General features: G+C 67.0%; 28 protein-coding genes. 14 read left to right on the top strand and 14 right to left on the bottom strand.

What is annotated here, in order from left to right; all coding sequences use genetic code 11:
- Positions 1-2: 2 nt before the first annotated feature.
- The 11 genes from BLT60_RS13815 to BLT60_RS13765 form a co-directional block, all read right to left on the bottom strand.
- Positions 3-431, bottom strand: a complete 429-nt coding sequence (locus BLT60_RS13815; protein WP_090877039.1) for a hypothetical protein — start codon at positions 429-431, stop codon at positions 3-5.
- Complete coding sequence (gene ptsP, locus BLT60_RS13810; RefSeq protein WP_090877038.1) at positions 428-2,035, bottom strand: phosphoenolpyruvate--protein phosphotransferase; 1,608 nt, start codon at positions 2,033-2,035, stop codon at positions 428-430. The genes BLT60_RS13815 and ptsP overlap by 4 nt, the downstream gene beginning before the upstream one ends.
- Positions 2,019-2,324, bottom strand: a complete 306-nt coding sequence (locus BLT60_RS13805; protein WP_090877037.1) for an HPr family phosphocarrier protein — start codon at positions 2,322-2,324, stop codon at positions 2,019-2,021. The genes ptsP and BLT60_RS13805 overlap by 17 nt, the downstream gene beginning before the upstream one ends.
- 29 nt (positions 2,325-2,353) lie before the next feature.
- Positions 2,354-2,743: a dihydroxyacetone kinase phosphoryl donor subunit DhaM gene (dhaM, locus tag BLT60_RS13800; RefSeq protein ID WP_090877036.1), complete on the bottom strand. Its 390-nt coding sequence runs from the start codon at positions 2,741-2,743 to the stop codon at positions 2,354-2,356.
- Entirely contained in the window at positions 2,740-3,333 is a 594-nt protein-coding gene (gene dhaL, locus BLT60_RS13795; RefSeq protein ID WP_425285011.1) for a dihydroxyacetone kinase subunit DhaL, read from the bottom strand. Before dhaL ends, dhaM begins: the two co-directional genes overlap by 4 nt.
- A 28-nt stretch (positions 3,334-3,361) precedes the next feature.
- On the bottom strand, positions 3,362-4,411 hold the full coding sequence (locus tag BLT60_RS13790) for an ABC transporter ATP-binding protein (RefSeq protein ID WP_090877035.1): 1,050 nt from the start codon (positions 4,409-4,411) through the stop codon (positions 3,362-3,364).
- Complete coding sequence (locus BLT60_RS13785) at positions 4,404-5,501, bottom strand: ABC transporter ATP-binding protein (RefSeq protein WP_090877034.1); 1,098 nt, start codon at positions 5,499-5,501, stop codon at positions 4,404-4,406. The genes BLT60_RS13790 and BLT60_RS13785 overlap by 8 nt, the downstream gene beginning before the upstream one ends.
- 4 nt (positions 5,502-5,505) lie before the next feature.
- Positions 5,506-5,715 (bottom strand): hypothetical protein, encoded by a 210-nt coding sequence (locus BLT60_RS13780; protein ID WP_090877188.1) that lies wholly within the window; start codon positions 5,713-5,715, stop codon positions 5,506-5,508.
- A gap of 92 nt (positions 5,716-5,807) precedes the next feature.
- Positions 5,808-6,758 carry a carbohydrate ABC transporter permease gene (locus BLT60_RS13775; protein ID WP_090877033.1) on the bottom strand — a complete coding sequence of 317 codons (951 nt, stop codon included), beginning with the start codon at positions 6,756-6,758 and terminating at the stop codon, positions 5,808-5,810.
- Positions 6,755-7,714 (bottom strand): carbohydrate ABC transporter permease, encoded by a 960-nt coding sequence (locus tag BLT60_RS13770; protein ID WP_090877032.1) that lies wholly within the window; start codon positions 7,712-7,714, stop codon positions 6,755-6,757. The genes BLT60_RS13775 and BLT60_RS13770 overlap by 4 nt, the downstream gene beginning before the upstream one ends.
- A 94-nt stretch (positions 7,715-7,808) precedes the next feature.
- Complete coding sequence (locus BLT60_RS13765) at positions 7,809-9,134, bottom strand: ABC transporter substrate-binding protein (RefSeq protein ID WP_175478429.1); 1,326 nt, start codon at positions 9,132-9,134, stop codon at positions 7,809-7,811.
- Between the two features lie 305 nt (positions 9,135-9,439).
- Between BLT60_RS13765 and BLT60_RS13760 the strand changes: the two genes are divergently transcribed.
- From BLT60_RS13760 to BLT60_RS13720, 10 genes are all read left to right on the top strand, one after another.
- Positions 9,440-10,405: an isopenicillin N synthase family dioxygenase gene (locus tag BLT60_RS13760; protein WP_090877030.1), complete on the top strand. Its 966-nt coding sequence runs from the start codon at positions 9,440-9,442 to the stop codon at positions 10,403-10,405.
- 244 nt (positions 10,406-10,649) lie between these two features.
- Entirely contained in the window at positions 10,650-11,768 is a 1,119-nt protein-coding gene (locus BLT60_RS13755; protein WP_090877029.1) for a BMP family ABC transporter substrate-binding protein, read from the top strand.
- A 61-nt stretch (positions 11,769-11,829) separates the two neighbouring features.
- Positions 11,830-12,939 (top strand): ABC transporter permease, encoded by a 1,110-nt coding sequence (locus BLT60_RS13750; protein WP_244521262.1) that lies wholly within the window; start codon positions 11,830-11,832, stop codon positions 12,937-12,939.
- A gap of 4 nt (positions 12,940-12,943) precedes the next feature.
- On the top strand, positions 12,944-13,867 hold the full coding sequence (locus tag BLT60_RS13745; protein ID WP_090877028.1) for an ABC transporter permease: 924 nt from the start codon (positions 12,944-12,946) through the stop codon (positions 13,865-13,867).
- Between the two features lie 14 nt (positions 13,868-13,881).
- Positions 13,882-14,598 (top strand): biuret amidohydrolase, encoded by a 717-nt coding sequence (biuH, locus tag BLT60_RS13740; protein WP_090877027.1) that lies wholly within the window; start codon positions 13,882-13,884, stop codon positions 14,596-14,598.
- Positions 14,598-16,145, top strand: coding sequence for an ABC transporter ATP-binding protein (locus BLT60_RS13735; RefSeq protein WP_210185614.1), 1,548 nt, complete (start codon positions 14,598-14,600; stop codon positions 16,143-16,145). Before biuH ends, BLT60_RS13735 begins: the two co-directional genes overlap by 1 nt.
- A 287-nt stretch (positions 16,146-16,432) precedes the next feature.
- Entirely contained in the window at positions 16,433-17,110 is a 678-nt protein-coding gene (locus BLT60_RS13730) for a cysteine hydrolase family protein (protein WP_090877026.1), read from the top strand.
- Positions 17,107-17,292, top strand: a complete 186-nt coding sequence (locus BLT60_RS24375) for a DUF4089 domain-containing protein (protein WP_244521261.1) — start codon at positions 17,107-17,109, stop codon at positions 17,290-17,292. Before BLT60_RS13730 ends, BLT60_RS24375 begins: the two co-directional genes overlap by 4 nt.
- Positions 17,289-18,686 carry an AtzE family amidohydrolase gene (locus BLT60_RS13725; protein WP_175478412.1) on the top strand — a complete coding sequence of 466 codons (1,398 nt, stop codon included), beginning with the start codon at positions 17,289-17,291 and terminating at the stop codon, positions 18,684-18,686. The genes BLT60_RS24375 and BLT60_RS13725 overlap by 4 nt, the downstream gene beginning before the upstream one ends.
- 13 nt (positions 18,687-18,699) lie before the next feature.
- Entirely contained in the window at positions 18,700-19,458 is a 759-nt protein-coding gene (locus BLT60_RS13720; protein ID WP_090877024.1) for a 5-formyltetrahydrofolate cyclo-ligase, read from the top strand.
- A 3-nt stretch (positions 19,459-19,461) separates the two neighbouring features.
- Here BLT60_RS13720 and BLT60_RS13715 read toward each other — a convergent pair whose 3' ends face one another.
- On the bottom strand, positions 19,462-21,021 hold the full coding sequence (locus BLT60_RS13715) for an amidohydrolase (protein ID WP_090877023.1): 1,560 nt from the start codon (positions 21,019-21,021) through the stop codon (positions 19,462-19,464).
- A 67-nt stretch (positions 21,022-21,088) separates the two neighbouring features.
- Between BLT60_RS13715 and hpxZ the strand changes: the two genes are divergently transcribed.
- Positions 21,089-21,475: an oxalurate catabolism protein HpxZ gene (hpxZ, locus tag BLT60_RS13710; protein WP_090877182.1), complete on the top strand. Its 387-nt coding sequence runs from the start codon at positions 21,089-21,091 to the stop codon at positions 21,473-21,475.
- Positions 21,476-21,483: 8 nt separating this feature from the next.
- On the opposite strand, the gene BLT60_RS13705 is transcribed toward hpxZ, so the two are convergent.
- Positions 21,484-22,182, bottom strand: a complete 699-nt coding sequence (locus tag BLT60_RS13705; RefSeq protein ID WP_090877022.1) for a winged helix-turn-helix transcriptional regulator — start codon at positions 22,180-22,182, stop codon at positions 21,484-21,486.
- Positions 22,183-22,365: 183 nt separating this feature from the next.
- Here BLT60_RS13705 and BLT60_RS13700 point away from each other — a divergent pair, with 183 nt between their 5' ends.
- Both BLT60_RS13700 and BLT60_RS13695 read left to right on the top strand, forming a co-directional pair.
- Positions 22,366-22,692 (top strand): DUF1330 domain-containing protein, encoded by a 327-nt coding sequence (locus BLT60_RS13700; RefSeq protein WP_090877021.1) that lies wholly within the window; start codon positions 22,366-22,368, stop codon positions 22,690-22,692.
- 298 nt (positions 22,693-22,990) lie between these two features.
- Complete coding sequence (locus BLT60_RS13695) at positions 22,991-23,371, top strand: DUF6481 family protein (RefSeq protein WP_090877020.1); 381 nt, start codon at positions 22,991-22,993, stop codon at positions 23,369-23,371.
- A 27-nt stretch (positions 23,372-23,398) separates the two neighbouring features.
- Here the strand turns inward: BLT60_RS13695 and BLT60_RS13690 are convergent, their stop codons facing one another.
- Positions 23,399-24,079: a TetR/AcrR family transcriptional regulator gene (locus tag BLT60_RS13690; RefSeq protein WP_175478428.1), complete on the bottom strand. Its 681-nt coding sequence runs from the start codon at positions 24,077-24,079 to the stop codon at positions 23,399-23,401.
- Between the two features lie 104 nt (positions 24,080-24,183).
- On the opposite strand from BLT60_RS13690, the gene BLT60_RS13685 reads away from it, so the two are divergent.
- Positions 24,184-24,996 carry an oxidoreductase gene (locus tag BLT60_RS13685; RefSeq protein ID WP_090877018.1) on the top strand — a complete coding sequence of 271 codons (813 nt, stop codon included), beginning with the start codon at positions 24,184-24,186 and terminating at the stop codon, positions 24,994-24,996.
- Positions 24,997-25,013 lie beyond the last annotated feature (17 nt).

The raw sequence follows: 25,013 nt of genomic DNA, 5'->3' as shown, positions 1-25,013 counted from the left end.
CGTCAGCCCTTGCCGATCAGGCGCGTCAGTTTCTGGATGAACTCGCCGACCATCCGGTCGAGGTCCTGGTTGCGGGCCTCGTCGCCGAGGTCGGGCAGGTAGACCGTGTGCGGGCGCAGGTGCCGCCCGTCCTGGGCGACCGGCGTCCGGCGGGGATGCGCGGCGGTATAGGCCTGGATGAAGCGCAGGCGCTCGTCCGGGGAAAAGTGGCAGATATCGAAGATCGTCTCGATGTGACGGGCCGGGATCGGCGTCGCATAGGCGGGGTTGGTGATCTGCGAGATGAAGCTGCGGTTCTTGCCGAGCGCCCCGGCCAGCCGCTGCCGGGTGCCGGACGGCCGGGTCTCCATGACCTTCTGCAGGATCGCCTTGTAGCGGATGACGGCCTCGCCATCGGCAGCGGGCTCGGCGCGGTTCTTGCGGGTGCTCACGACGCTTCCGCGCCGGTTTCGGCGATGGCCAGCTTGGTGCGGCCGACCAGCGGCGGTGCGACGGATAGTGTCGCCAGCCCCGCGCCGACCAGCGCCGGGATATGCGCGGGGTCGCTGCCCATGTCGCCGCAAAGGCTGACGTCGCGCCCGATCTCCCGGCCGACATCGACGACGCGACGGATCAGGCTGAGGATCGCCGGGTGGCCGGCGTCGTTCAGGGTCGACACGGCCGCGATGTCGCGAGCGCTTGCCGTGACATACTGGGTGAGGTCGTTGCTGCCGATCGAGAAGAAATCGGCGTTGGCATAGAGCGCCGGCTCGATCGCCACGGCCGGTACCTCGACCATGATGCCGAGCGCCGGCCGGCGGCAGGCGACGCCCTCGGCCTCGAGGTCGGCCACCGCCCGGTTGAGCAGGGCGGCGGCCTGGTCGATCTCTTGCGGCACCGTCACCATCGGCAGCATCACCTTGACGTCGCCGAGCGCCGCGGCCCGCGCCATCGCCCGTAACTGCACCATGAAGACGTCGGGACAGGCGAGCGACAGGCGGATGCCTCGCGTGCCGAGAAAGGGGTTGGACTCGTCGTCGATGGTCAGGCCCGGAACCGGCTTGTCGCCCCCGGCGTCGAGGGTGCGCAGGACGTTGGGCCGGCCGGCCGCCCATTCGACGATCCGCCGATAGGCGCGATACTGGGTTTCCTCGTCGGGCAGTCCCTGCGGGCGATGGAACAGGAACTCGGTGCGCACCAGGCCGATGCCGTCGCAGGTCGTCGGGTCGAGGGCGTCCAGTTCCTCCGGCTCGGCGACGTTGATCATCACGCTGAGGCGCCTGCCGTCGCGGGTTCGCGCCGGCAGCCGCAGCACGGCGTCCTCGCGGCCCGAGCGTGCCACCGTATCGGCGCGGGTCGCCTCATAGGCGGCCCAGTCCTCCGCGCCGGGATTGAGCACGATTCGTCCTGCCTCGCCATCGACGATGGCGATGTCGTTGTCGCCGAGATCGATCGGGCCGGTTCCGACGACCATCGGCACGCCGCGTGAACGCGCCAGCATCGCGACATGGCTGGAGGCGCTGCCGGCGAACAGGGCGAGCCCGCCGCCACTTGCCCAGTCGACCGAGAGGAAGCGGCTCGGGGTCACGTCATTGCCGGCCAGCACGGCGCCCGGCGGCGTCGCCGTATCGCCATCGTGGGCGAGGGCGCGCAGCACCCGGTCGCGAATGTCGGCGAGGTCGGCGGCGCGCGCCCGGAAATACTCATCTGCGGTTGCCTCATAGTCGGCGACCTGGACCTGGATGGCATCCGACCATGCGGTGCCGGCGTCGACGCCCTTGGCGATCGCCGCGAAGGCCGAGGACGACAGGGCGTCGTCCTCAAGCATCGCTATCTGGAAATCGAGTATGTCCGCGGCTTCGCCTTCAAGCGTCGCGGCAAGGTCGGCGATCGCGACGATGGACGAGGCGATGGCGGCTTCGAGGTCGGCGCGTTCCCGGGCGGGATCGCCGCTCGGTTCGCGCCGTAATCCGCCGGTGCGATCGAGGCGCACGACCGGGCCGGCAGCGATCCCGGGCGCCGCGACATGTCCGCGGCGTTCAACCGCCGGCCGCATCGGCTCCCGCCTCGTCGAAATCCCGCTCGACCAGATCGATCAGCGCCGCGACCGCCGTGTCGGCATCGCCGCCGGCGGCCCGGATATGGAGGTTGGTCCCCTGCGGCACCTTGGCGCCCATCACCTTGACGATGCTCTTGGCGTCGATCCACGGCCCATCCGGCGAAAGGCCGAGTTCGATGGTCGAGCGGAAGGTCTTGGCGAGCTTGGTGAGCTTCACCGACGGTCGCGCGTGAAGGCCGACCGCGTGGGTCAGGAGGACGGTGGCGGAGGTGTGCCGATCTGACATTCCGTATTCTTTCCTTCACTCTCGCCGGTTCAGGCCGGCGACAGCTCCTCGGCGGTTCGTTTGACATCTTCGAGCGGCGCGCCGCCCGATGCTTCGGTCGCCGCCATGACGGCGCCCTCGACGATCGGTGCGTTGCATATCACGATCTTGCCGCGCCGTTCGGACGGCTGCATCTCGATGGCCATCTCGCTGTTGGTTTCGGCGCCGCCGAGGTCGACCAGGATGGCGATGCCGGAATCGGACCAGGCCGCGTCGATCGCCTGCATGATCGCCTCGACGCTGGTGCCGAGGCCGCCGTCGGGGTCGCCGCCGCAATAGGCCAGCGGCACCTCGTCGCCGACCATCTGGCGAACCATTTCCGCCGTGCCGCTGGCGACATTGGCCGAATGCGAGACAATGACGATGCCGACGTTGCTCATGCGGGCGTTTCCAGAACGTTGGTGATGGCGTGGATCATCAGGGCGCTCGACCGGGCGCCCGGGTCCATGTGGCCGATGGACCGGTCGCCGAGGAACGACGCGCGGCCGCGGATCGCCTTCAGCGGCACCGTGGCGTCCGCCGCCTTGTCGGCGGTCGTGTCGAGGTCGCCGCCGTCGCGTAGCGCGGCATGCACCGGGCCGAGGACGTCGAGCATGGTCTTCTGGCCGAAGTCCGACTTGCCGCGGGCCTTGACCGCCTCGATTGCCGCACCGAAGGCGCTGACCAGTTCCGCGCGGGTCGGTTCGGCCGGCAACTGCTTGCCGAGTGTCATCAGCAGGGTGCCATAGAGAGGGCCCGAGGCGCCGCCGACCTTCATCACCAGCGCCATGCCGATTCCGGACAGCGCCTCCGGCAGCGGCTTGGCCGCATGGGTGTCGATGTCGGCCATCACCGCCTCGAAGCCGCGCTTCATGTTGAGGCCGTGGTCGCCATCGCCGATCGCCTGGTCGAGGGCGGTCAGTTCCTCGACATGGTCGAACATCGCCTGCGCTACCGCGGCGATCACCCGCCGGCGGGTTGCTTCGTCAATTGCCATGGCGGTCGAGTCCGACGTCGGGTCAGCCATTGCCTTGGGGAATCCTTGCTTTTCCGCTCGCGGCAATGCGCTTGCCGGAAGCGTCGAAATATAGGGGATCGACCAGCGACAGCGAAACCCGGTCGCCTTTCGCCAGGTCGGATTCGGGGTCGGCGAGCGTCACAAGCTTGTGGTCGCCGACGGTGACGTGCAGGTGGTTCTGGTCGCCGAGATGCTCGATCCAGTCGACCGTTGCGTTTGCCGAACCGTTGGCGGCCTTGGCGATCCGCAGATTCTCGGTGCGGGCGCCGACGGTCTTGCCGCCGGTCGGCGCGCCGCCGTCGGGCAGAAGTCCGACCGGCAGGAGGTTGATCGCCGGCTGGCCAAGGCGGGTTGCGACATAAACGCTCGCCGGCGCGGTGTAGATCTCGCGCGGGGTGCCGAGCTGGATCATCCGCCCGGATTCGATAACGCCGATTCGCACGGCCATGGTCATCGCTTCGGTCTGGTCGTGGGTGACATAGAGAATCGTCGCGCCAAGATCCTGCTGGATGCGCTTCAGTTCGAGCCGCAGGTCGGAGCGCAGCTTGGCGTCGAGCGAGGAGAGCGGCTCGTCCATCAGGTAGATCGATGGACGGCGGACGAGGGCCCGGCCGATCGCCACCCGCTGCATCTCGCCGCCGGACAGTTGCGTGGCGCGGTTCTGCAGCTTGGCCGAGATACGCAGCATTTCGGCGATCTCACCGACCCGCTTGCGGATCTCGTCCTCGGGCACGCGCCGCGCCGGCGAGCGCAGCGGGAAGGCGAGATTGTCGTAGGCGGACAGGTGCGGATAGAGCGAATATTGCTGGAAGACGAAGGCGACATCGCGCGCCGCCGGGGCGGCATGGGTGACGTCGTGGCCACCGATGGTGATCGACCCCTCATCGGGACGTTCGAGACCGCCGACCAGGCGCAGCGTCGTCGTCTTGCCGGCGCCGGTCGGGCCGAGCAGGACGATGAACTCGCCGTCATGGACGGTGAGGTCGAGCGACTCGACGGCGGCGACCGTCTTGAACCGCTTGGTGACGCCGGAAAGGACGACCTCAGCCATGGTGGGTCCCCTCGTTCTGGGCGGTGCGGATGGCGCGTCCTGATCCGCCATCGAACAAGGTCAGCCGTTCGGAGCGGAGCGACAACCCGACCGTTTCCCCGGCCTCGGCGCGAATGTCGGCGGGCAGGCGGGCCTTGACCGTGCCATGGGCGGTGGTAACCGTGACGATCTGCGTGGTGCCGAGATATTCGGTGCCGAACACCGTGCCGCGCAGCTTCGAGCCGTCGTCGAAGCGGACATGCTCCGGCCGGACCCCGAGCGCCAGGTCGCCCTCCGGCCGCGCCTCGCGCGGCGCCGGAATGTCGACGATCGCGCCGTTGATGCCGACCGAGGCCGCGCCGGGTTCGACGCTGCCGCGAAAGGCGAGGAAATTCATCGGCGGCGAGCCGATGAAATCGGCGACGAACATGGTCGCGGGTCGATCGTAGATCTCCTGCGGCGTGCCGAACTGCTCGATGTCGCCGCGGTTCATCACAGCGATCTTGTCGGCCATCGACATCGCCTCGAGCTGGTCGTGGGTGACGTAGACCGTGGTTGCCGCGATGCGCATATGCAACTCGCGCAACTCGCGGACCATCAGATCGCGGAACTCGGTATCGAGGGTGCCGAGCGGCTCGTCCATCAGGAAGGCCTTGGGGCGGCGGACGATGGCGCGGCCGAGCGCGACGCGCTGGCGGTCGCCGCCGGCCAGCCGCGATGTCGGCTGGCTGAGCAGGTGGTCGATCCGCAGGAAGCGCGCGGTCTCCTCAACCCGCGCCCGAATCTCGGCGCGCGGCATCCCCTCGCACTTCAGCGGAAAGCCGATGTTCTGGCGAACGTTCATGTGCGGGTAGAGCGCGAAGAGCTGGAAGACGAAGGCGATGTCGCGCGCTGCCGCCCGGTTGAAGGTGACGTCCTCGCCGCCAAGCAGGATGCGGCCGGAGGTCGGCAGCTCAAGGCCGGCGATCATCCTGAGCGTTGTCGTCTTGCCGCAGCCCGACGGCCCCAGCATGACGAAGAACTCGCCATCGGCGACGGTGAAGTCGGACTCGCGCACGGCAACGAATTCGCCGAAGGCCTTGTGGAGTTTCTCGACGCGGATTTCAGCCATCGCTCTAATCCACGAAATGGCTGACGATGATGAACATCACCGTGCCGAAGAGGATGGTGGCGAAGGACCAGCCGTAGAGAAACAGCGAGAAGGGCTGCATCAGCATGATGACGCCGAGCGCGATGACAATGGTCGCCGCATTCTCCCATGGGCCGCGCCGGAAATAGCGCGCGGCGGGATGCACCTCGTATTGCGCCAGCGGCCGCTCGTTCATCGCGGAATGCGGTGGAGGCGGCAGCGAGTCGGCGGCCGCCTCCTGCGCCGGGTCCATGGTCGCGTCGATGGAATAGGGGTCTGTAGGCCGGGTCATTTTCTCACCGCGCCGAAGGTAATGCCGCGCAAGAGGTGCTTCCGCAGCAGGATGGTGAAGACGAAGATCGGGATCAGGAACAGGGTGGTCGCCGCCGCGACCGCCGGCCAGTCCTGGCCGCCCTCGCCGATGATGAAGGGGATGAAGGGCGGCATGGTCTGCGCGGTGCCGGAGGTGAGCAGCACCGCGAAGGCATATTCGTTCCAGGCGAAGATCAGGCAGAAGATGGCGGTGGCCGCGATGCCGGTCGCCGCCTGTGGCAGCACCACCTTGACGAAGGCGTGGAGCCGCGAATAGCCGTCGATCATCGCGGCTTCCTCGTATTCGCGCGGTATCTCGTCGATGAAGCCCTTGAGCAGCCACACTGCCAGCGAGACGTTGACCGCCGTGTAGAGCAGGATCATGCCGAGATGCGTGTCGGACAGCCCGATCGCCCGGTACATCAGGAAGATCGGGATCGCCACCGCGATCGGCGGCATGAAGCGCGTCGACAGGATGAAGAACAGGATGTCGTCGGCGAAGGGCACCTTGAACCGCGAGAAGGCATAGGCGGTGATCGTCCCGAGGAAGACCGCCAGGAAGGTCGAGCCGAAGGCGATGATGATCGAGTTGGTGAAGCGCGGGATGACGTTGGACGGCCCGGCGATCACCATGTTGCGCGAGCGGACGATCGCGTCGCAGCCCGGCTCCGGCGCCGGCAGCGACTCCAGGTATTCCGGCGTCTGCCGCGATCGTGTCGTGAACAGGTTGCAGTAGCCCTCCAGCGACGGCTCGAACAGAACCTTGGGCGGATAGGCGATCGAATCCGGCGGCGTCTTGAAGCTGGTCATGACGATCCAGGCCAGCGGGATCATCGTAATCAGCGCATAGAGGATGACGATGGCGCCGGAGACACGCCGCGCCGTCGGCGTCGGCGCCACAACGGAATGGGCGGTGGTCTTGCTCATCGCTGCTTCACCCGGTTGAGCGCCTTGACGTAGATGTTGGCGAGCCCGAACACCGCGACGAAGAGGATGATCGCCAGCGCCGAGGAATAGCCGGTCTTCCAGCTCTCGAAGGCCTCGCGCTTCAGCGTGATCGACGCGACCTCCGTGGTCGAGCCCGGGCCCCCCGAGGTCAGGAGGTTGATCAGGTCGAACATCTTGAAGTTCTCGATGCCGCGGAAGAGCACCGCCAGCATGATGAAGGGCAGGGCCATCGGCAGGGTGATCGACCAGAAGCGCCGCCAGGTCGAGGCGCGGTCGACTTCGGCCGCTTCATAGATGTAGTCGGGGATCGACCGGAGCCCGGCGAGGCAGATCAGCATGACATAGGGCGTCCACATCCAGACATCGACGATGACGATCGACCACGGCGCGAGCGACACGTCGCCGATCATCTGGAAGGAGGAGGGGTCGATGCCGGTGAAGAATGAGACGCCGTAATTGAACAGCCCGATCTGCGGCTGGTAGAGGAATTTCCAGAAATTGCCGACCACCGCCGGCGACAGCATCATCGGGATCAGGATGACGGTCGTCCAGAAGCCGTGGCCGCGCCAGCGCCGGTCGATCAGGTAGGCCAGGGCGAAGCCGATCACCGTTTCGATCGCCACCGTCCAGAAGACGAAATGCGCCGTCACCTGCATCGAGTGCCAGATTTCGGGATCGCTCAGAATGTCGGTGTAGTGCTCGGTGCCTTCCCAGCGGATCTCGGCCTTGCGGTTGGCCTTGTAGTTGGTGAAGGACAGATAGATCGTCCACAGCAGCGGAAAGATGTTGATGGCCAGCAGCAGGAGGATCGTCGGCGCGATGAACAGCCAGGCGATCGCCTTGTCCGACAATCCGCGGATGCGGCGGGCCAGCGGCGCCGGGGTGGCGCCTGCCACTCGTTCGGCAACGCCCGCTTTTGCTGATGAATCCGTCATCCGTCGCGATCCAGTACCTGGCTTGTCGGTCGTCTCGGGGGCTTGAAAGGGCCCCTCCCGGCGAGCCGGGAGGGGCAGGCGGCGGTCCGGGAGGTCAGAGCTTGCCTTCGTCCTCGAAGGTCTCGGTCCAGTCCTCGATCAGCTTGTCGAGGGCTTCCTGGGCCGTTCCCTGGTCGGCGACGACATAGTCGTGGACGCGCTTCTGCATCGCCTGCATCAGCTCCGCGAAGGCCGGCTCCTGCCAGAAATCCTTGACCTGGCCCATCGCGACCAGGAAGTCGGCGGCATACGGCGCCGAGTTCGGGAAGTCCGGATCAAGCAGCACCGACTTGGCGGTCGAGACGCCACCGAGCGCGGCCCACTTCTTCTGGACCTCGGGCTTGGCGAACCACTTGATGTATTCGAGCGCCGTGTCCTGCTTGTCGGAATAGGCGACGACAGAGATGCCCTGGCCGCCCAGTGTCGAGGCTGGCACCTTCTCCTGCGGATTGACGAAGAAGCCGATCTTGTCGCCGCCGACATTCTCGTCCTTGTACATGCCCGGCCAGAAGGCGAACCAGTTCATCATCATCGCGACCTGGCCCGACTTGAAGGCGTCGAGGCCTTCCTGCATGTAGGCGTCCGAATAGCCCGGAGGCGTGCAGCAGTCGTAGAGCTCCTTGTAGAATTCGAGCGCCGCGACGGCGTCGGCCGAGTTCACCGCGCCTTCCATGGCATAGGTGCCCGGCTCGGTCTCGTATTCGAAGCCCCAGGCGTAGAGCGCTGCCGTGACGCCCATGGTGATGCCTTCCGAGCCGCGCTCGGTGAAGATGGCGGCGCCGTAGACGGTCTTGCCGTCGACGTCACGGCCCTGGAAGAACTCGGCGATATCCTTCAGTTCGGTCCAGGTCTTCGGCGGGGCGAGATCGCGGCCGTACTTCTCCTTGAACTCGGCCTGCAGCTCGGGCTTCTCGAACCAGTCCTTGCGGTAGACCCAGCCGAGCGCATCGCCCATGGCCGGCAGCGCCCAGTAGTTCGGCGTACCCTTCGGCCAGGTCGAATAGCCGTAGACCGTCGGCTCGAGGAAGTCGTCCATCGAGATGCCTTCGGCCTCGAAGAAGTCGTTCAGCTTGACATAGTGGCCGTTCTCGGCGGATCCGCCGATCCACTGGCTGTCGCCGATGATCAGGTCGCAGAGCGAGCCCTGCGAGTTCAGTTCGTTGAGGAAGCGGTCGGCGTAGCTCGTCCACGGAACGAACTCGAACTTCATGTCGGTGCCGCTCTCGGCGGTGAAGTCCTTTGACAGCTCGACCAGTGCGTTGGCCGGGTCCCATGCCGCCCAGCAGAGGGTCAGTTCCTCCGCCTGCGACTGGTTGACGAATGCCGCGGACGCCAGGGCCGAAGCCGATAGCGCGGTCGCGAGGGTTAGCAGCTTTCTCATCCCATGTACCTCCCAAGGTGTGGAACCATCCGCGCCTGACCGCGCTCGAAGCGGTCCGGTCATGCGCGCCTCCAGGCCGTCGACCGGCGCTGAATCGCAAAATTCCCTGTGTGTGGATTGGCGCCGCAGCCCTCCCTTGCCCGGCGTTGTGTTTAGTAATTTAGTTTAGTGAAACACAGCTAACTAAACAACGCAAGCGCCCGCCGTCGTCGCGGGGGAAAACGGCGTCCCGTCGGGCGCACCGCTTGTCGCTGGCATGGATCATGGATAGTCGAGGCGAGTTCGAAGCACCGGAGTCGCCCGCGATGACAGCCGCCAAGCCTGAATCCCTGCCGATCGTTGACCTCACGCCCGGCCCGGATGCCGACCAGCGGATCGCCGCCGAGATCGGCCGTGCAGCGCGCGAGGTCGGCTTCTTCTTCGTCACCGGCCACGGCATTCCGGCCACCCTGATCGAGGAGGTATTCAGTGAGTCGGCGCGCTTCTTTGCACTGCCGGAGGCGGCCAAGCTGAAGCAGTCGATTCGCCATTCACCGCACAATCGCGGCTATGTCGCCATGCAGGGCGAAAGCCTCGACCCGAGCCAGCCGGCCGACCTCAAGGAGGCCTTCAACATCGGCCTCGATCTTGCCGCCGACGATCCGCGCGTCGTCGCCGGCGAGCCTTTCCGCGGCGTCAACCTGTGGCCGGAAATTGTCGGCTGGCGGGATACCATGCTGACCTATTTCGATGCGGTCTGGTCGGTCGGGCGGCGGCTGCATCGCGGCGTCGCGATCGATCTCGGCCTGGCGCCCGACCATTTCGAAGACAAGCTCGACCAGCCGATGGCAACCCTTCGTCTGCTGCATTATCCGCCGCAGCCGTCGTCGGCGGCGGCCGGCCAGATCGGCGCCGGCGCCCATACCGACTATGGCGACGTCACGCTGCTCCTCACCGACGAAGTCGGCGGCCTCGAGGTCCAGACCCGGGCAGGCGACTGGATCACGGTCCCGCCAATGCCGGGAACCTTCGTCTGCAATATCGGCGACTGCCTGATGCGCTGGACCAATGACGTCTACGTCTCCACGCCGCACCGCGTGATCAACCGGGGTAGCGACCGCTACTCGGTCGCCTTCTTCCTCGACCCCAATCCCGACGCCAGCATCGCCTGCCTGCCGACCTGCGTCACCGACGAGCGGCCGGCGCGCTACGCGCCGACGACCGGCGCGGCGTACCTCGCGGACAGGCTGGCGCGGACCTACGATTTCCTCGACAAGGCGGCCGACGCTTAGTCTGCCGGCAAGCGGGATAGGCGATTACAATTTAGGCAATTGCCGCGTTCCTCGCGGGCAACTGGCCGCGTCGCGCCCTGAAGGTCCAGCGCTTCCGCCAAAGTCGACCATCCCCGGAATGCATGCAATCTGCGAATTCATCCTCGTTGAGGCGGAGTTGGCACGACCGTTGCGATCATCAGTCCAGAGGACGGGCGCGGAAACCGCCTGCCCGGGGTGACTGTCTCGATCAAAGGGGAACCAAATGTCCAAATTCGACCTGAGCCGGCGGACGCTTCTCAAGGGCAGTGCCGCGCTTGGCGCAGTCGGCCTGACGTCCGGCATCCTGCCCATCCGTTCCGCCCTTGCGGCGCCACTGACCATCGGCATCGTCTATGTCGGTCCGCGTGACGATTTCGGCTGGAACCAGGCCCATGCCGTCGCCGCCGAGGCACTGAAGACAATTCCGGATGTCACCGTGGTCGAGGAGGAGAACGTGCCGGAGACGGACTCGGTCTCCAAGTCGATGGAGAGCATGATCCAGCTCGACGGCGCCGGGCTCATCTTCGCCACGTCCTTCGGCTATTTCGACCCCTTCATGCTCGACATGGCCAAGAAGTATCCCGACGTCGAGTTCCGCCATGCCGCGGGCCTGTGGTCCGACGCCAACCCCACCAATGCCGGCAGCTACTACGGCTATCTCGACCAGGGCCATTACATCGACGGCGTCGCCGCCGGCCTGTCGACCACGTCGAACAAGCTCGGCTTCGTCGCCGCCAAGCCGATCGGCACGGTGCTCCTCAACATCAACTCGTTCCTGATGGGCGCCCGCAAGGTGAACCCGGACGCCACCGTCCAGGTGATCTTCACCGGCGAGTGGTCCCTGCCGGTGCGCGAGGCGGAGGCGACCAACGCGCTGATCGATTCCGGCGCCGACGTCATCACCTGCCACGTCGACAGCCCGAAGGTGGTCATCGAGACCGCCGAAGGGCGCGGCGTGAAGACCTGCGGCCACAATGCCAGCCAGGCGCCGCTTGCGCCGAACGGCTTCATCACCGGCGCCGAATACAAGTGGATCACCATCTACCAGCAGTTCGCCGACATGCTGGCCAAGGGCGAGGAGCTGCCGAACTTCGTCCGCGGCGGCTACGACAAGGACTTCGTCCAGAACACGGCCTACGGCGCCGGCGCGACGCCGGAAGCGATCGCCGCGGCGGATGCCGCCAAGGCCGACATGAAGGCGCTGAAGCCGATCTTCGTCGGTCCGCTGAAGGATAACGAAGGCAACGTCGTCATCCCCGCCGGCACCGAGCACGCGCCTTACGACGTCTGGCTCGAACAGACCGGCTTCCTCGTCGAGGGCGTCGTCGGCTCGATCACCTGAGCCCACTGCGGGGGCGGCCGATCGCCGGCCGCCCGTCGCATCCCAGCCGAGGGAATCGCCCGTGACTGCGACCAGCCCGACCGACGTTCCCGCACCGGACCTCGCGACCGAGGGCAGCGAGTGGCTGACGCGCATCGCCCGCTCCGCCGAAGCGGTGGTCATCCCGCTGATCGCCATGGTCAGCGCGGCGGTTCTTTTCTCGATCTTCCTGCTTTTCCTCGGCAAGTCGCCGGTCGAGTTCTTCAACCTGCTCTGGGTCGGCGGCTATGGCAGCGCCTTTTCCTGGACCAACACGCTGGTCCGCGCCGGCCCGCTGATCTTCACCGCGCTCTGCGTCGCGATTCCGGCCCGCCTTGGCATAGTCGTCATTGGCGGCGAGGGGGCGCTGGTGCTGGGCGGTTTCACCGCCGCGGCAATCGCCATCCCCTTCCTCGGCTGGGGCGCGCCATGGCTGATCCAGGCGGTGATGTTCGTCACCGCCGCGGCCGTCGGCGCAGCCTGGATCGGCTTCGTCGGCGTGCTTCGCCACTACCGCGGTGTCAACGAAACCATCGCCAGCCTGCTCCTCTTCTACATCGCCGTCGCGATCATGAATTTCTTCGTCGAGGGCGCGTTGCGCGATCCCGGCAATCCCAACAAGCCGTCGACCCCGGCGATCGGCGACGCCAACATGGTCGGCGACATTCCCGGCACCGACATCCACTGGGGCCTGGTCTTCGCCATCGTCCTGGCGATCGCCGTCTGGGTGCTGATGAACCGGACGCGGTTCGGTTTCGCGGCGCGGATCACCGGCGGCAATGTCCGCGCGGCCCGCGCTCAGGGGCTGCCGGTCGGCCGGCTGGTGGTCGTCTCCTGCGCCATCGCCGGCGCCTGTGCCGGGCTCGCCGGCTTCTTCGAGGTCGCCGCGATCCAGGGTCGGGCCAACGCCTCGCTCGCCGCCGGCTACGGCTTCACCGGCATCCTCGTCGCCTTCCTGGCGCGACAGAACCCGCTGGCGATCATTCCGGTCGCGATCTTCCTCGGTGGCATCGCCGCCGCCGGCGGCCTCGTCCAGCGCCGCATGGGCATGCCGGACGCCACGGTCCAGGTGCTGCAGGGCCTGATGTTCGTCGTCCTGCTGGTCAGCGAGACTCTCTACGGGCGGCTGCCTTTCTTCCGCGGCAAGAGGTGAAGCGATGGAAGCGGATTCAAATCTCACCATCGTCCTCCTCGCCATGCTGGCCGGCGCCATCCGGGTGTCGACGCCGTTCCTCTTCGTCAGCCTCGGCGAATGCCTGACCGAGAAGTCCGGCCGCATCAATCTCGGCCTTGAGGGAACGCTGGTCTTTGGCGCGATGACCGCCTATGCGATCTCCTATCACTCCGGTTCGCCATGGCTCGGCGTGCTGGTCGCCGGTTTCGCCGGGAGCCTGTTCGGCGCACTGCACGGCTATATCTGCAAGCTGCCGCGGGTCAACGACATCGCCATCGGCATCGCCTTGATGCTGTTCGGCACCGGGCTCGCCTTCTTCCTCGGCAAGGCCTACATCCAGCCACAGGCGCCACGGCTTCCCTCGATCCAGCTCGGCGGCTGGTCGGACAACGCCCAGGTCCAGTCGGCGCTGCAGATCAACCCGCTGTTCCTTGTCGGCATCGCCCTGGCGGTCTTCCTGTGGTGGGCATTCAGGAACACCCGCTGGGGTCTCATCGTCCGGATGACCGGCGACTCGGCTCCGGCGGCGCTTGCCATGGGCTACTCGGTCAACTGGGTGCGCTTCACCGCCACCACGGTCGGCGGCTTTTGCGCCGGCGTCGGCGGCGCCTTCCTGTCGCTCTACTATCCCGGCTCGTGGAGCGAGGGCCTGTCCTCCGGCCAGGGGCTGATGGCGGTGGCGCTGGTCATCTTCGCCCGGTGGAATCCACTCGCCTGCTTCGGCGCAGCACTCCTCTTCGGCGCTGCCGGGGCGCTCGGCCCCGCGCTTCAGTCGATCGGCGTCACCCAGGGCTACTACTTCTTCAACGCCGCGCCCTACGTGCTGACGCTCCTGATCATGATCGCCTCGACCTCGCCCAAGCGCTCGCTGAAGGGCGCGCCGGGCGAATTGTCGATCACCAAGTAGCGGAGACGAGTTCGATGTCGGTCACCGAATTTCCCGTCGAGCATCGCGCCACCGGCCGCACGGTCCCGGCCGATCCCTATCCCTGGCCCTATGACGGTGCGCTGCGCCCCGACAACACGGCGCTGATCGTCATCGACATGCAGACCGATTTCTGCGGCCCCGGCGGCTATGTCGACAAGATGGGCTACGACCTGTCGCTGACCCGCGCGCCGATCGAACCCATCCGCAGCGTCCTCGGCGCGATGCGGGCCAAGGGCTATCACGTCATCCACACCCGCGAGGGCCATCGCCCCGACCTCTCCGACCTGCCTCACAACAAGCGCTGGCGCTCGCGCCAGATCGGGGCCGGCATCGGCGACGCCGGGCCATGCGGCCAGATCCTGGTGCGCGGCGAGCCCGGCTGGCAGATCATCCCGGAGCTGGCCCCGGCGCCCGGCGAGCCGGTCATCGACAAGCCCGGCAAGGGCTCCTTCTACGCCACCGATCTCGAACTGCTGATGCGGACCCGGGGCATCCACAATCTGGTGCTGACCGGCATCACCACCGATGTCTGCGTCCACACCACGATGCGCGAGGCCAACGACCGCGGTTTCGAATGCCTGCTGCTCGAGGACTGTTGCGGCGCCACCGACCACGACAACCACCTCGCGGCGATCAGGATGATCAAGATGCAGGGCGGCGTCTTCGGCGCGGTCGCGACGGCCGACGCCTTTGTCGGGGCGCTGCCGTGATGTCAGCCGCCCTCGACACCACGACGGAAGCCCGCGCCCATCGCGCCGTCAGCCTCGAAACCATCGGCATGACCAAGCGCTTCGGCTCGCTCACCGCGCTGGAGGATGTTTCGATCAAGGTCGAGGCGGGCACGGTCCACGCCCTGCTCGGCGAGAACGGCGCCGGCAAGTCGACCCTGGTCAAGTGCATCATGGGCTTCTACCAGCCGACATCCGGGACGGTGCTGGTCGACGACCACGAGGTCGGGATCCGCAACCCCCGCGACGCCCATGCCCATGGCATCGGCATGGTCTACCAGCATTTCACCCTGGTCCCGTCGCTGACCGCGGCGGAGAACCTGGTGATCAGCCGCGCCCATCCGCCGGCGGTGATCGACTGGCGCAAGGAGATGCGCGGGCTCGACGAGTTCCTGTCGCGGATGCCGTTCAAGGTGCCGCTCGACGTGCCGGTATCGAGCCTGTCGGCGGGCGAGAAGCAGAAGCTCGAAATCCTCAAGCAGCTCTATCTCGACCAGCATTTCCTCATCCTCGACGAGCCGACCTCGGTGCTGACCCCGGGCGAGGCCGACGAGGTGCTCGGCCTTCTCCGGGGAATGACCCGCACCGGCGATCTGACCATCCTGATGATCACCCACAAGTTCCGCGAGGTGACCGAATACACCGACGCCTTCACCGTCCTCCGCCGCGGCAAGATGGCCGGCGCCGGCAAGGTCGGTGCGGTCTCGGTCGACGAGATGAGCAAGATGATGATCGGCGACGCGACGATCCGCGAAGGCGCGGCGCGGACGCCGATGCACGACCAGCCGGTGGTTTTCGAGGTCGCCGGGCTGTTCGCCGATGGCGACGAGGGCCTGCCGGCGGTCGAGGCGGTCAACCTCAAGGTCCATGCCGGCGAGATCGTCGGCGTCGCCGGGGTCTCGGGCAACGGCCAGTCGGAACTCGTCGAGGTGTTGTCCGGCCAGCGCGACGCCAGCGACGGCCGGCTGTTCATCCACAACAAGCCCTTCGTCCCGAACCGCGACCACATGGACCGCTACAAGGTCTTCGGTCTCCAGGAAGAGCCGCTGCGCAACGCCGCCGTGCCGCGCATGACGGTCGGCGAGAACATCTCCTTCCGCATCTTCGACAAGCCGCCGATCACCACGCTCGGCTGGTGGCTGTCGCCGGGGCCGATGCGGGCGCGGGCGCGGGAGTTGATCGCCAGCTACCGGGTCAAGACGCCGTCGACCGAGGAGTTGATGGAGAATCTCTCCGGCGGCAACGTTCAGCGTGCGGTGCTTGCCCGCGAGTTGTCGAGCCAGGTCGACGTGCTGATCGTCGCCAATCCCTGCTTCGGGCTCGACTTCGCCTCGGTCGCCGAAATCCGGGCGCAGATCATGGAGCAGCGCAATCGTGGCGCGGCGGTGCTGCTCTTCTCCGAGGACCTCGACGAGATCCTCGAACTCGCAGACACCATCGCGGTGATGTCGGGCGGCCGGATCGACTATGTCGTGCCCGCCGCCGAAGCCGACCGCACCTCGATCGGCCGGGCGATGGCGGGGCACTGAATGATGACGCTCCCTTCAACCGTCGATCGAGGGCCCGACAGAACGCCGATGGCTCCCAGCGTCGGCACTCCCGCCGCTATCCCTCCCCGAACCGGGGAAGGTGGCTGCGAGCGGCGAAGCCGGTCGCAGACGGGAGGGGTTCGTGCCCACCTGTGCCGCCGTGCCGTTGTCCCGGGACCCCACCCACCATCGCTTCGCGACGGTCCCCCCTCCCCGGTGCGGGGAGGGATCCGCGCCCGCCAATCCGCTCAGGGTCGAGACGCCCGGCGATCGAACAAGGGTGCGTCATGATCGCGATCGATGCCGAGCCCTTCGCCTATACCTTTCCGCCGGACAAGGTGGCGCTGATCGTCATCGACATGCAGCGCGATTTCGTCGAGCCCGGCGGCTTCGGCCACACGCTGGGCAACGACGTCACCCGGCTGCAGGCGATCGTCCCGACCGTGGCGCGGCTGATCGCGCTTTTCCGCGCCAGTGGCTGGCCGGTCATCCACACCCGCGAGGGCCACAAGCCGGATCTCTCCGATTGTCCGCCGGCCAAACGCCTGCGCGGTGCGCCGAGCCTGCGGATCGGCGATGCCGGGCCGATGGGCCGGATTCTCATTCACGGCGAGCCGGGTCACGGCATCGTCTCCGAGCTTGCGCCGATCGACGGCGAGATCGTTCTCGACAAACCGGGCAAGGGCGCGTTCTACGCGACGAGCCTCGGTGACGATCTCGCCCGCCTCGGCGCAACCCATCTGGTCCTTGCCGGCGTGACCACCGAGGTCTGCGTCCAGACCACCATGCGCGAGGCCAACGATCGCGGTTTCGAATGCCTGCTGGTCGAGGACGCGACGGAAAGTTATTTTCCCGCCTTCAAGGAAGCGGCCCTAGCGATGATCCGGGCGCAGGGCGGCATCGTCGGCTGGACGGCGCCCCTTTCGGCGCTGGAACTGGCCGTCGCGACGGAGACCGTGTCGTGAGCAAGCCCTTCGACGCCGAGAAGCATGTCGACCACATGGCCGAGGTCATGGGCCTGACCATCGCGCCGGAATGGCGCCAGAGCGTCGTCGACAACATGGCGGCAACCGCGGCCGTCGCCGAACTGGTGCTTGCCTTCCCACTCGACGATCACGTCGAACCTGCCCCGGTTTTCGAGGCGTGAGCGGCGAACTCCTCCTGCGACCGGCCGGCGAGATCGCCTCCGCCGTCAACACCGGTGCGGTTTCGGCCCGCGAGGTCGCCGAGGCGGCGATCGCCCGGATCGAGGCCACCGACGGCAAGCTTGGCGCCTTCACCGATCCGACCTTCGGTCGGGCGCTGGCCGAGGCGGAAGCGGTCGATACAGCAGTTGCCGGCGGCGCCACCCTGCCGCTCGCCGGTGTGCCCTATGCGGTCAAGAATCTCTTCGACATCGCGGGCGTCACCACCCGCGCCGGCGCGCGGATCAATGACGACCATCCGCCGGCGAAGGCTGATGCGACGCTGGTCCGGCAGATGACCGCGGCGGGCGCGGTGATGCTCGGCGGGTTGAACATGGGCGAATACGCCTATGACTTCACCGGCGAGAACGCCCATCACGGCGCTTCGCTCAACCCGCACGATCCGACCCGCATGTCGGGCGGCTCGTCCGGCGGTTCAGGCACCGCCGTTGCCGCCGGCATGGTCGCCGCCTCGCTCGGTTCCGACACCAACGGATCGATCCGCGTGCCGGCGTCCTTCTGCGGCCTGTTCGGCCTGAAGCCGACCTTTGGCCGGCTGTCACGCGCCGGCAGCTTTCCTTTCTGCGCCAGCCTCGATCACCTCGGCCCGATCGCCCGCTCCGCCGCCGACCTGGCGCTGATCTTCGACGCGCTCCAGGTCGACGACCCGGCCGATCCGGCGCAGATCCGCCGGCCGGCGCTCGACACGACGCCGGGAATCGACGATGGGATCGACGGCCTGCGGATCGCGGTCGCCGGCGGCTACTTTCGCGAAAGGGGCATGCCCGAGGCCTACGCCGCCGTCGATCACGTGGCGAAGGCGCTCGGCGTCGACCGCGAGGTCGTCGTGCCGGAAGCGGCGCGGGCGAGGGGCGCGGCCTACCTGATCACCACGTCGGAGTCGTCGAACCTGCATCTCGGGCGATTGCGCGAGCGGGCGGCCGATTTCGATCCCGATACGCGCGGCCGGCTGCTCTCCGGCGCCATGGTGCCGGCCGCCTGGGCGATTCAGGCGCAGCGTTTCCGGTCGTGGTTCCGCGAGGCGATGCGCAAGGTCTTAGAGGATGTCGACATCATCCTCGCCCCGGCGACGCCGTTTCACGCGCTGAAATCCGGGACGAAGACGGTGACGCTCGATGGCGTCGAGATGCCGGCGCGACCGAATATCGGCATCTTCACCCAGCCGATCAGCTTCGTCGGCCTGCCGGTCGTCGCCGTGCCGGTCTGGCTTCCCGGCGCCGCCTTGCCGATCGGCGTCCAGGTCGTCGCGCCGGCCTGGCGCGAGGACTGGGCGCTGCGGGTCGCCCGCTATCTGGAGGCGAGCGGCGCGGTCAGCGCGCCGGTCGCCAATTCTTGAGGAACAATCGACAATGACGAACGAGGCACGCTGGGCTGGCCGCAACAGCGACAAGGATGTCCTGCGTAACGACATCTGGGGCAAACTTGAGACGACCGGCGTCAATGTCGGGCCGGTCGCCAGCCGCATACCGAATTTCGCCGGTGCCGACCTTGCGGCCTGGCGTCTTGCCCAGGTCCCGGCCTGGAAGGCGGCGCGGGTGGTCAAGTGCAACCCCGACCCGCCGCAGATCCCGGTGCGCCTCCGCGCCTTGCACGAGGGGAAGATCCTTTACGCTCCGGTGCCGGAACTGGTGAAGGGCTTCCCCTTCGTTCGCCTCGATCCGGCCGACCTGAAGGCCAGGGGGATCGAGTTCGAGACCGCCGCGACGTCGCAGAGCTTTGTCGAGGTCGGCCAGCCGGTGCAGTTCGAGGACATGGAGTTTCTCGATTTCGTCGTCGTCGGTTGCGTCGCCGTCACCCGCGCCGGCGGGCGAACGGGGAAGGGCGGTGGCTTCGCCGATCTCGAGCTCGGCATCTTTCGCGAACTCGACAAGGTCGGCCCGGTGACGGCCATCGCGACGACGGTCCATTCGAGCCAGGTGGTCGACGACGCACGGCTGCCGATGATGCCGCACGATTCCGCCCTGCACTGGATCGCGACCGAAACTGAGCTGATCGAGACGAAGACCGCCTTCGGCCAACCGAAAGGCGTCGACTGGGACAGGGTCCAGCCCGACCAGTACGAGAATATTCCCTTCCTCGTCGAGCTGCGGGAGCGGCTGGAGAAGTGATCGTCAGCCTGTCCATTCGGCGGTGAAGGGCGTCCGGGTATGGGCGAAACCGGGGTGACAGCCGCAGGGGAGGCGGACCGGGGCTGTCGAGGCGGGAACGGTCTCGGCGCCGGCGCGAAGCTGCATCTGCCGCCAGTAGGGCTCGAAGCGCTTGACCGCCGCTTCCATGGCGGGAACATGGTCCCGCAAGTAGCGCTCGGCCTCTTCCTTCATTTCCGCCTTGATCGCCGGCTCGTCGATGCCGGTGAGGATGCGTTCGCGCATGATGACACGGCCGTCGACCAGCACGGTGCGCACCGCCTCGGAATTGACCGCGTAGGTCAGCTGGGCGACGGCATCCTTGAGCGGGATGAAGCCGTAGTCGGACCGGTCGTAGAGAACGAGGTCTGCCTTCATGCCGACCGTCACCGTGCCGGTTTCATTGTGGAGGAGGGCCGAGCGCGCGCCGCCCTCGGTCGCCATGCGAACCGCGTCCTCGGCTGTCGGCCATGTCGCGTAGTCCATCTCGCCAACCCGGTGGACGATGGCCGCCGTCGCCAGCGAGCGCAGCATGTCGGCGCGGTCCGAGGTGCAGGTGCCGTCGGTGCCGAGCGCGATGTTGATGCCGCGGGCGATCATCTCCGGCACCCGGGCGATGCCCGCGCCAAGCTTGAGATTCGACACCGGATTATGGGTGACCGAGCACCCGCGCTCGGCGATGAGGTCGAGTTCGCGGTCGGTCAGCCAGATGGCATGGTTGAGCGTGAAATTCGGGTTCAGCACGCCGATGTCGGCAAGGTGCTCGACGATCGGCTTGCCGTAGAGCATCTCGCCCTGGACCGCGTGAACCTTGCTCTCCAGCGTGTGGGTATGGACCGGGATGCGGCGCGCGAGCGAGATCTCGGTCGTTGCCTGCATCAGCGCGTCGCTGCACCATTGCGGCCCCAGCGGTCCGAGAATGACGCGGATACGGCCGTCCGACGTGCCGTCCCACTTGGCGAAATGGCGCTCGAACAGCGCGATATGGTCCGGCCATGGCTTCGCCTTGATGGTGGCGAGCTCGTCGCGAAGCGAAGGCGCCAGCATCTCATCGACCCAGGGCAGGGGCTCGATCATGTCGCGGTCGCTCATCGAGGTGGTGATCGCGGCGCGAAGCCCGATGTCGCGATAGGCCGCCGCGGCGCCGTCGAAGATTTCCGTCTCGCCGAGGCGATTGATCAGGTCGTCCTGCACGGTCGTGACGCCAGACCGCACGCTTTCGATGGCGAGCAGCATGGTGCGGAGATAGTGGACCCGCTCCGGCAGCGGTTTGATCGCGAAAGGCGGATACTTGTGCAGCAGCCACACTTCCAGAGGCAGTGCGTCGTAGAAGCCCTGCTCGAAACTCTCGTTGGAATGGGTGTGGGCGTTGACGAAACCCGGCAGCACGATGCGGTCGGATGCGTCGATGGTTTCGGCGTCGCCGGCGGGCAAGTCCCGGCCAATCGCGGCAATCCGGTCCCCTTCGACCAGGATGTCGGCGCGCGGCAGATGCGGCCGGCCGGCCCCCGGCACGAGATAGGCGTCCTTGATCAGGATGGGCATCGCTTTCCTCCGGCACTTTGCCAGCTTGCCGAGCAAGGGCCATGCCGGACCAGATAAGGAGCAGGACGTGGAGATCGATATCCCCGAAGTAAAGGCCGAGGTCGAAGCGGCGTTTGCCGAATACGAGCGGGCGCTGGTCGGCAACGACGTGGCGGTGCTCGAACGGCTTTTCCTCGATGCGCCGACGACGATCCGCTACGGCGTCACCGAAAACCTCTACGGCTATGGCGAGATCGCCGCCTTCCGCGCTGGCCGCCCGTCCGCCGGACTGGCCCGGACGCTCGAAAAGACGGTGATCACCACCTATGGAACCGACATGGCGGTCGCCGCGACCCTGTTTCGCCGCGACGCGGCGAGCGGCAAGGTCGGTCGCCAGATGCAGACCTGGGTCAGGACGCCGGACGGATGGCGCGTCGCCGCCGCCCATGTCAGCGTCATTGATGATCCGGGATAGGCCGGAGTTCAGGCGACCAGCTTCTCCTGCGTGGCGAATGGACTGAGGCCGAGCCAGGCCTGCATCGTCCTGGCGAGATGCTTGTCGCCAACGAGGGTCATCCGGTCGTCACGCCGCGCCTTCTGGACGGTGTCGAGGCCCATCCAGATCGCGGTCATCGTGCGCAGGTCCGTCGTGACGTAGAGGTTCGTATCGAATCCCGGATCGGCCCAGCACAGATCGACTTCGCCGTCCGGTTCGACGACCAGCCACCAGTTCCGCTTCGATGCCGGAAGGTCCGAATACAGAAACTGTATCACGCACCGTGAATCGGGAAGCGGATCGGGATTGAGGTTCCGTCGCATGTCCCACATCAGCAGCGACGGGTCGAGATTCTTGAGGGACAAGGTCGACTCGACCCATTTTTGCCCCCAGAACCCAACGGCCTCGATCACCGATCGCAGATCCTGGCCGGACGGCGTCAGGCTGTATTCGAAGATGCCTTTCTCGGAGCGCACGGGGCGTCGTTCGACGATGCCGGCCTGCTCGAGTTCCTTCAGCCTTTGCGACAGCAGCGTCGGCGACATTTTCGGGACGCCGCGCCGCAGGTCGTTGAAGCGGGTCGAGCCGGCGATCATTTCGCGCAGGAGGACAAGTGTCCAACGCGTGCACAAGACCTCCGAAGCCATGGCGACGGGGCAGAACTGCTTGTATCCGGACCGGCTCATTGTCTTTGCCTTCCCTCGCTGAGGAGCCTGACCCTACCAGTGTCAGTCGACCGCTCCAGTCCAGATAGTGTATCGCCCGGATTCAGTTTCAGGACTGGCGCGGCAGCGCACCGCCCGGCGAAGCTTCATCGGTCATGAAACAGAGGCCCGCCGGCAATGCGCCGGACAGCGAGGAAACCGACCATGAGCGTCTTCCTGATCGCCGATATCAAGGTCACCGATGAAGCATGGGTGCCCGAATACGCCACCAAGGTCCACGAGATCGTCCATCGCCATGGCGGCAAGTATCTTTCGCGCAGCGGCAACGTTGCCACCGTCGAAGGCGACGCGCTCGATACCAGTCTCGTGGCGCTCCTGCAGTTTCCGACGCGCAAGGCTCTGGACGAGTTCGCCGCCGATCCCGACTACGCGCCCTATGCAAAGGCGCGCCAGGCCGGCAGTGTCAGCCGGTTCCATGTCATCGACGATACCGATCTGGCGGGGACCATCCCGTACCTGCCGAAGGCGTGAGGCGTCTGAGGCCGGCGGGGCGTTGGCGCCCCGTTCCTTTCATCGGGGCCTCCGGTCCCGGGGACCTCATTCCCCCCGGGAACTGGTCTTCTGGGACCCAGGGGTTTACGAAGGGCAACCCGGCGGCGTGGCGCTCCTGAAGCCGTAGCGACCGGAATCGGTGCGGTTCGACGCCGCAAGTCGGCCGATCGGGCGACTCCGGCTGGCATTTTGGCCGCGCCGGTGCTACCCGTCCGGCGCCGCAAGGAGTCGGCGCCACCCCATCACCACCGTCCTTCAAGGACCAACCGAGCGATCAATGCCCCGTTTCAAGGATAATGATGTCGCCGAAAGGCGTGCTACCGCACAGAAAGCCAAGCAGGAGATGCTGGAGCGCTTTCGCTCCCGGCCCGGCGACGACGACCCCGCCGTCATAGCGCGCAAGGCAGAGCGCGCCGCGGCTGCCAAGGCACGCGAAGAGCGCGCCGCGGCCCGCGAGGAAGAAAAGCGCGTCGAGGCCGAACGGCTGGCGGCGGAAGAGAAGCGCCGCGCCGAGGAGGCCGAGCGTCTGGCCAAGGAAGAGGCCGAGCAGGAAGCGATCAGGAAGCGCGCCGAGGCCGATGCCGCGGTCGCCCTGCTCGCCGAGCAGAAGGCCGCCCGCGACGCCCGCTACGCCGCGCGCAAGAAGCGCCGCAAGTAGAGGCAGCGTCCTGCGCCAGGTTGCGTGTCAGGCTCCGGCATCCGGCCGGGGCCGCCGTCGCATCCCGGCCAGCAGCAGCCGCAACCCGTCGGCGAACACCGTCTCGAACCGCGATACCGCCACGATGCCGCGGATGTCCTCCGGCAGCGCGTCCCTTGTCGCCAGGTCGCCGGTGTCGATCTGTGCCGCGCCGAGGAGTTGCGCCACCATCGCCGACCCGAAACGCAGGCCGTCGCCCGGGGCGAAGCCGAGACGGTCCTCCAGCGTCCCCGCCAGGCCCATGTAGATTGGCAGCGAATTGCGCTTGGCCTCGATCAGCGTATCGAGCGGCACATTTTGCTCGATGACGCTCGCCAGCCGCGACGCCAGTTCGACGAAGAGCCGGTCGTCCCGCGCCACGCGGGTGAGGGCCTCGACCGCCGCCTCGTCGTCGATGCCGGGGGCGAGCGCCTCCGCGATGCGCGCCGCCCAGGCCCCCAGCGCCTCAAGATAAAGCGCCAGGAAGACCTCTTCGCGCGTTTCGAAATAGAGGTAGAGCGTGCCCTTGGCGAGGCCGGCCCGTTTCGCCAGCCCGCTCATCGTCACGCCGTCAAAGCCGGACTCGCGCGTGCAGGCGATGGCGGCAGCGAGGATCGCCGCACGGCGGTCCTGCTTCTGGTCCGCGGTGCGCGCTCGCCTCGGCTTCGCGACCTGGGTCTTCGACGTCACCAGCGATTTCCTTTGACAAATGACCAGCGGTCATTAAATAAGTGACCAACAGTCATTTATAAAAGGTCCGGTGGCGGCTTCGCAACCGAAATGAGGGACGGTCGATGAATGAGAGCAAGGTTATCCTGGTCACCGGCGCCTCGTCGGGCATCGGCCTGGCGGCAGCGCTCAAGCTGGTCGAGGCCGGGCATACCGTCTATGGCGCAGCCCGCCGCACCGAGCCGATGGCGTCGATCGCCGCCGCCGGTGGCCACGTCCTGTCGCTCGACGTCGCCGACGAGGCGTCGATGACTGCCGCCGTCGATGAGATACTGGCCCGGGAAGGTCGGATCGACGTCCTGGTCAACAACGCCGGCTATGCGGTCTATGGCGCCGTCGAGGATGTCCCGATCGACGACGCGCGGCGGCAGTTCGAGGTCAACCTCTTCGGCCTCGCCCGGATGACGCAGCTGGTCCTGCCCGGAATGCGGGCGCAGAAGTCCGGGACCATCATCAACATCTCGTCGATGGGCGCGGTGATCTACACGCCGCTCGGCGCCTGGTACCACGCCACCAAGCATGCGGTGGAAGGCTTCTCGGATTGCTTGCGGCTGGAGACCGCACCCTTCGGCATCGACGTGGTGATCGTCGCCCCGGGCGCCATCGATACCGGCTTCAACGAGATTCTGGGCGAGCAGGTGCGGGCGGCGTCCGGTGACGGCCCCTATGCCGAGATGGCGGCCGGCATTGCCAGGACGGCGGCGCCGGGCCAGGGGTCTAAGCCGTCGGTGATCGCCGATGTCATTGCCCGGGCAGTCGCCGCGCCGCGGCCGAAGACCCGCTACCGCGCCGGGCAATATGGCCGCCTGCTGGTCTTCCTGCGCCGGGCTCTGCCCGATCGTCTCTTCGACAAGCTGGTCGCCCGCTTCGCCGGCTAGGCGACGACGGACGACGG

It is taken from the genome of Bauldia litoralis, from assembly GCF_900104485.1.
In the GTDB taxonomy this organism is placed as follows: Bacteria; Pseudomonadota; Alphaproteobacteria; order Rhizobiales; family Kaistiaceae; genus Bauldia; species Bauldia litoralis.
Note: the sequence above shows the minus strand (reverse complement) of the source record. Positions and strands in the feature narration are given on the sequence as shown.